This window comes from Streptococcus suis (assembly GCF_029616525.1).
Classification (GTDB): domain Bacteria; phylum Bacillota; class Bacilli; order Lactobacillales; family Streptococcaceae; genus Streptococcus; species Streptococcus suis_AF.
In genome coordinates this window covers 20,946-27,434 of sequence record NZ_JANFME010000025.1, presented here as the reverse complement: position 1 = coordinate 27,434, position 6,489 = coordinate 20,946, and the positions used below count along the sequence as shown (strand labels likewise).

At 38.0% G+C, this 6,489-nt stretch carries 7 protein-coding genes; 5 read left to right on the top strand and 2 right to left on the bottom strand.

Translation table 11 applies throughout. The features are described 5' to 3' along the window. Positions 1-133: 133 nt before the first annotated feature. On the bottom strand, positions 134-568 hold the full coding sequence (locus tag NOL38_RS09220) for an Rrf2 family transcriptional regulator (RefSeq protein ID WP_024398852.1): 435 nt from the start codon (positions 566-568) through the stop codon (positions 134-136). Positions 569-745: 177 nt separating this feature from the next. Between NOL38_RS09220 and NOL38_RS09215 the strand changes: the two genes are divergently transcribed. The 5 genes from NOL38_RS09215 to NOL38_RS09195 all read left to right on the top strand — a co-directional run bounded on the left by NOL38_RS09215 (position 746) and on the right by NOL38_RS09195 (position 4,808). After that, positions 746-1,381, top strand: coding sequence for an NAD(P)-dependent oxidoreductase (locus NOL38_RS09215; protein WP_024398851.1), 636 nt, complete (start codon positions 746-748; stop codon positions 1,379-1,381). An 85-nt stretch (positions 1,382-1,466) separates the two neighbouring features. Then, positions 1,467-2,246: a protein-ADP-ribose hydrolase gene (locus tag NOL38_RS09210; RefSeq protein WP_024398850.1), complete on the top strand. Its 780-nt coding sequence runs from the start codon at positions 1,467-1,469 to the stop codon at positions 2,244-2,246. Then, positions 2,191-3,099 (top strand): SIR2 family NAD-dependent protein deacylase, encoded by a 909-nt coding sequence (locus NOL38_RS09205; RefSeq protein ID WP_027972278.1) that lies wholly within the window; start codon positions 2,191-2,193, stop codon positions 3,097-3,099. Before NOL38_RS09210 ends, NOL38_RS09205 begins: the two co-directional genes overlap by 56 nt. 435 nt (positions 3,100-3,534) lie before the next feature. After that, on the top strand, positions 3,535-3,987 hold the full coding sequence (locus tag NOL38_RS09200) for a hypothetical protein (RefSeq protein ID WP_277941983.1): 453 nt from the start codon (positions 3,535-3,537) through the stop codon (positions 3,985-3,987). A 413-nt stretch (positions 3,988-4,400) separates the two neighbouring features. Further along, entirely contained in the window at positions 4,401-4,808 is a 408-nt protein-coding gene (locus NOL38_RS09195; RefSeq protein ID WP_161497375.1) for a transposase, read from the top strand. Between the two features lie 321 nt (positions 4,809-5,129). Here NOL38_RS09195 and NOL38_RS09190 read toward each other — a convergent pair whose 3' ends face one another. Then, positions 5,130-6,488: a glycoside hydrolase family 32 protein gene (locus NOL38_RS09190; protein ID WP_277941982.1), complete on the bottom strand. Its 1,359-nt coding sequence runs from the start codon at positions 6,486-6,488 to the stop codon at positions 5,130-5,132. Position 6,489: the final 1 nt, after the last annotated feature.

Sequence of the window (6,489 nt, the reverse complement as noted above, 5' to 3'; positions counted from 1 at the left end):
AGCCTTTTTATTTTGTCCAAATAGCCACTATTCTGGCAAAAAGACGGACTATCAGACCAATAAACAGAAAAAGACAAACATCAAGCGAGATGTTTGTCTTCATTCTGGACTCCTGATTAAAAAGAGTTTAGGGCTAGTTTTGTGCTATTTTATCGTCCATATCTGTGATGAGAGAAGCTAAATTAATTGCCTTTAATGATTGTAGAAATTGGGTGTGAATCTCATTTAGACGGGGATCAAGAACAGAATGAACAACACGCCCAACTTCACAATTTGGATTGGTATCATCATGTGGTTTCAAAATAGTTTTATGAGGATCCTCAACAGCTAAAAAAATATCCCAGAGAGTAAGTTCCTCTGGCTTTTTCGTTAAATGCGCTCCACCTACTCCAGCTTCCACTTTCACAAGTCCAGATTTTTGTAATTTTCCTAATAAATTGCGGACAATTACAGGGTTCGTTTGAATACTGTCAGCAAGAAATGTAGACGTTACCTTCTCGCTGTTTTCAAAATGATGGATGGCTAATAGGATATGAACTGAAGTAGCTAATCGTGTAGAATATGACATTTTGTTTCCTTTTATTATTTTTTTCCATACTCATTATACCATGTTTTGTTGTAATAAAAAAATTTCAACTTTTTGGGTTGTAACTGTTGACATTACATCTGGAAGCTGTTATACTTTATTCATCAGTTGTAATAAAATCATTTACAACCTGTAAAAACATTTTTGGAGGAAAAAATAATGTCAAAAGTTGCAGTAATTAGTTCAAATGGTCGTGTTGCTCGTTTAATCATCGAAGAGCTTGTAGGTCGTGGATACGATGTTACAGGTTTTAGTCGTGAAGAAACAAACGCTTCAAAAGCGCAAACATATATTCAAAAAGACTTATTTGCCATCACAAAGGAAGATGTAGCTGATTTTGAAGTTGTCGTTAGCGCATTTGGTACTTGGGCTCCTGAAACTCTTCATCTGCATGTTGAAGTGATTAATCACTTATCAGATATCATGGCTAATTCAGATGCTCGTTTTGTAGTTGTCGGTGGTGCAGGTAGCTTATATGTTGATCCAGAGCTAACCGTTCAATTGGTAGATACTCCAGATTTTCCGAAAGAATACTATGCACTTGCTAAAGCACAAACGGATGCACTTGATGTTCTTCGCAAACGCAATGATGTCAAATGGACATTTGTCAGCCCAGCTGCAGACTTCCAAGCCGAAGGTGAGCGTACAGGTCAATATATTCTTGCAGGTGATCAATTCACATTAAATGAACGGGGTGAAAGTATCCTTAGTTATGCTGATTACGCTCTTGCTTTTGCAGACGAAATCGAAAAAGGGAACCACATCCAAGAACGTATCAGTATCGTTCGTAAATAATCAATAAAAGCAGAGTACTTTGATAATAAAAAGCGAGATTGAGATTTTCTCAGTCTCGCTTTAACAATTAATTAAGGAGGGAATAATGAACCAAGAACAAAGGCGATTGTATTTAATAAAGATACTCTTATCAGAAAAAGCAGAATATGCAGGTATAGTAATCCCTGATGAAGTTGAACAGCAAAAAGTACTTTTACGAGCTTTGGTTAACGTTCGCCCACCAGAAACTGTGTCGGCTGAGTTTTTAGATATTCAAAATGCCTACCTTCAAGAAGAGTTAACACAAAAAACAGTCACAAAATTGACTGATTTGACTCCGAGTTCTGGTCAATTATACCTATGGAGAGGTGATATTACGACCTTAAAAGTAGATGGCATTGTTAATGCTGCTAATAGCCAACTTTTGGGTTGTTTTTATCCGAATCACAAGTGTATTGATAATGCTATTCATACTTTTGCAGGTGTTCAATTACGGCAGGAATGTTATCGGCAGATGAAAGAGCAAGGACACTTAGAAAAGACGGGTGAGGCGAAGATAACCCCTGCTTATAATTTGCCGAGTCAATCTGTTTTACATACAGTTGGGCCTATTGTTGATGGTGGATTACGATCTCATCATGAAAAAGATTTAATGAGTAGTTATCGCTCTTGTTTAGAATTAGCAGATGCTAATGGTTTAAACAGTTTAGCATTTTGCTGTATTTCAACAGGAGAATTTCATTTTCCACATGAGAGAGCAGCAGAACTGGCAGTAGCAACTGTTCAAGAATATTTAAAAGAGACAGATAGCAAGATGAAGGTGGTATTCAATGTTTTTAAAGAAGAAGATGAAAAAATCTACAAAAGATTACTCGGAGCAAATTAATGACATCGTAAAAAAATTAGAAAAAGCAGATGCTGTTCTCATTGGTATTGGCGCAGGATTATCAGCCTCTGCAGGTCTGACTTATTATGGTGAACGTTTTGAACACTATTTTTCTGATTTTAAAGAAAAGTATGGTATCGAAGACATGTATTCTGGTGGCTTTTATCCTTTTGCCACAAAGGAAGAATATTGGGCATGGTGGAGTCGTCATATTTTTATTAATCGCTATGAAGCACCAGTTGGTCAACCCTATATCGATTTATTAGACATTGTTAAACATAAGGATTATTTTATTTTATCAACGAATGTCGATCATCAAGTACAAAAAGCGGGATTTGATAAAAAAAGGCTTTTTTATACACAAGGGGATTATGGTTTAATGCAATGTTCGGTTCCTTGTCATTATACCAACTATGACAACAAAGAGTTGATTTATCAGATGGTTGAATCTGAAATGGAAATGAAAATCTCTTCTAATCTTATACCAACTTGTCCTAGGTGTGGTGCTCCTATGACGAATAATCTAAGGATAGATAATCGTTTTGTTGAAGATGAAGGATGGCATAAAGCTCAAAAAAGGTATAGCGAATTTTTGGAAGAAAATAGCAAAAAAGCAATCATTTATTTAGAACTTGGTGTAGGCATGAATACACCAGGTATCATTAAATATCCTTTTTTGCAAATGACCTATACTAATCCCCAAGCAACGTTTATTACATTAAATCAAGAAACGTTTACATATCCTGATGAACTTTCAAAGCAATTAATACAGCTTAATGGTGATATTGGTAAAAATCTACAAGAAATTCGCCAAAGAATAGAATCAAAATCTATAAGTAATTATGTAAACTAAAAAGAGTTTGGGACAAAACTAGTCCTAGCCCCAAGCTCTTTAGTTTTTTTGTTTGAGAATTTTTTCGGTTTATAGTATATGATTTTATTGTAATAAAATACCATCACTTTTCCCAGAATATTACCCGAAACAAAAATCAGCCATAATATACCAAGTATAGAGGGAGACAATCTGTATAAATTGAAGCCACCAAAAAACAGTATGAAACCATCTCTTTTGGTAACAACGAAAACAAAGATAGAGCATGAAAAACCAAATAATCATGAGCAACAGATGTTCCAATACGTCTAGGTTCGGTGCTTCAGAAATCTGATTGCTAAAAAAGAGAGGTCTCGCCAATATCATTAAGTTAAGGATCCTACTCCAATTTTTATTGGATAGGGTCTTTTTATTTTTCAATAAATTAATAGTCTAAAATTAAAAAGGAGTTTTCCCATGGTTCAGTCTATTCAAACAATCCTAGAGTCTTTCATCTCACAACTCTCATCCGACAGTTCTTCTTATATCGTCCAACCAGATAAAGACTTTACCCGTTCCAGAAAATGTTCCTTCCAACAAATGGTTTCCGCTATACTAAACATGGGCGGTCAAACACTATCAAAAGAACTTATCAATCAAGACTTCCCCATTTCAAAGGCAGCTTTTGTCCAAAATCGGTTTAAAATTAAGCACCAAGCCTTTAAAAAGCTCTTCAAAAACTTTACGCAGGCTATTCTTCCAAAAACAGAACTCACTATTCTGGCTGTAGATGGATTAGATATCCATATTCCAGTCATTCCTGAGGACACAGCCTCTCATTTTCCTTCAAAATTAGGTGGAAAAGCCTATAATCTCCTTCACTTAGATGCACTATTTGATTTGGAAAGTGAGCTCTATTGCGATGCCTAGGTTCAAGAGAGACGAGATGTTGATGAACGGCAGGCTCTGATTGAAATGATGGAGAATTCTCTCTTTCGAACAAGCACTCATTGTGGCCGATAGGGGGTATGAATCTTAGAACCTGTATTCACAAGTGAAGTACTTGTATATAAGAGATAGTTTTTCGCTAATCAAGGCAGTTTTTTGAGGGAATACTGACTGTATTTTGAAAAAAACTAACGATGAGTAGCTGAAAAACTAGCCTTAGATGGAAGTGCTGAACTGTGAATACAGGTTCTAAGAATCAATACAAGTTTATTCCCAGCAATCAAACCTTTGATTTTCTTCCTAAAGAATGGGAAAGGGGAGCTGAAACAGAGTTTTCCCCCCTTTCTTTTCGCATGATTCGGTTTCAAATAGCTCCAAATAAGTATGAGACCCTCGTGACCAATTGTGATAAACCTGTAGACTATATAAAAAGCCTCTATACCCGTAGATGGGGCATAGAAACCACTTTTCGTCACTTGAAATATGCACTTGGACTGGTGAGTTTTCACGCTAAAAAGCTGGAAGGAATTCTTCAGGAAATTTTCGCTCGCCTCACCTTTTACAATGCCGTCAAAATGACCGCTTCTAAGGTCATCATTAGGGAGCGAAGAACAAAGTATAGATATAAAATCAGCTTTTCAGATGCCTGCTATATTTGTCGTCTATTTTTCCGTCACCAAATACCTTCCAAGCAAGTTGAAATCTACGTCCAATCCTACCTCTGTCCAATTCGACCTGATAGACAAGCAAGGAGGGAAGTTCGTCATCAAACGCTTGTAGATTTCACTTATAGAATAGCATAAAATCGGATAAATGAATACAAAAAATAAGGATGGAAAGCCTCTTTTTTGTGCTGACTAAATACAAAAATCCCAAGTATTACATCAGAAAAATACTTGAGAGTAAACAGTATAGATGTACTGACGAATGTTAACTTAATGACATTGGAGCAGGGAAGCCTTTTTATATTGTCCAAATAACCACTATTCTGGCAAAAAGACCGACTATCAGACCAATAAACAGAAAAAGACAAACATCAAGCGAGATGTTTGTCTTCAATCTGAAACCCTGCAAATACAGGGTTTCTCTTGGAGTGAAAGAATAATTTAAGAGGGCAAATAATATTATAGGGCGTTTAGAATAACCTGACCTTCTACGTAGAAGGTTGATGTCAAGGTTTCTTGACCATCGTTAATAAAGATTTCCAAACAGTTGGTGTCAACCAAGACCTCTAGCTCTGTCGCTTGAACCGTGACCGCTCGACGAACAGTTGACCATTCCTCCTCACCAACTTGCTGGATTTTGAGAGAGCTACGGTCGATATAGACTTCTTGTTTGGCCTTATCATAGCCAAATTGAAGATAGTCTTGGTCAGTACCCAGTTTCAAGTCTAGACTGTCGTCCAGTTTAAGAGAGAGCTTGCTTGGACCTTGGATAACTTGACCGATTTCAATGTCCTTGAAGGCTTCCAAGACACTTGTTGGCAGAACTTGGTGCAATCCGTTTTCAGTCTTCTTGAGAATGCGTGGAAGAGTCATCTGACCGTACCACTTATGGCCTAGGTCATTGGTCACCAACTTGCGTCCCCAGGTGTGCATCCAGGCTACCATGACACGTTCCCCTTCTGGACCTTCGGTAGTCTGGGCAGCATAGAAATCATGCCCATGGTCGATCTCCTTGAAGGAATCTGCCACAAAGACCTTCTTATCCCAGTCCACATGACCTGTCACAAAGATGTTGGAGTTGATATTGATAAAGTCATTTCCGTCTTTTTGGTAACGCATTGGAGAGATAATCAGGTACTCTTGACCGTCCACTTCAAAGTAGTCAGGACATTCCCAGACAAAGCCTTGGTTGGCCTCACCTTTCAAGAAGATAGACTCAAATTTCCAATCCGTCAGGTTGGGAGAGCTGAGTAAGACGATACAACCAACATTATCCTTGTGCTTGGTTGCGACAACAGAGTAGTAGTGATCATCTTTCTCAAAAATCTTCGGATCGCGGAAGTCATTGGCGATCACTTCTTCTGGCAGTCCATCTGCTGTTGCGACTGGATTCTGCTCGATTTTTTCAAAGTGAATACCGTCAGTCGAGAAGGCCATGTTCTGAACTTGGCTAACTGTCCCGTCTTCATTGACGATGTGACCTGTGTACATGAGCCAGAGGACATCATCTTTGACAATGGCAGAGCCCGAGAAACAGCCGTCTTTATCGTAAGCTTTATCAGGAGCTAGGGCAACTGGAAGATGTTCCCAGTTGACCAAGTCCTTACTTTTGGCGTGGCCCCAATGCATTGGTCCCCAAACACTCTCGTAAGGGTTGAATTGGTAGAACAAATGGTATTCTCCACGGAAGTAGATAAATCCATTGGGGTCGTTCATCCAGCCTGTTTCCGGTGTTAAATGGGCTTGCGGTTTGAAAATAGGATTGACGTTTCCTTTTTCTGTCTGAATAAATTGATTGGCTTTTTCAACTGTTTTCACA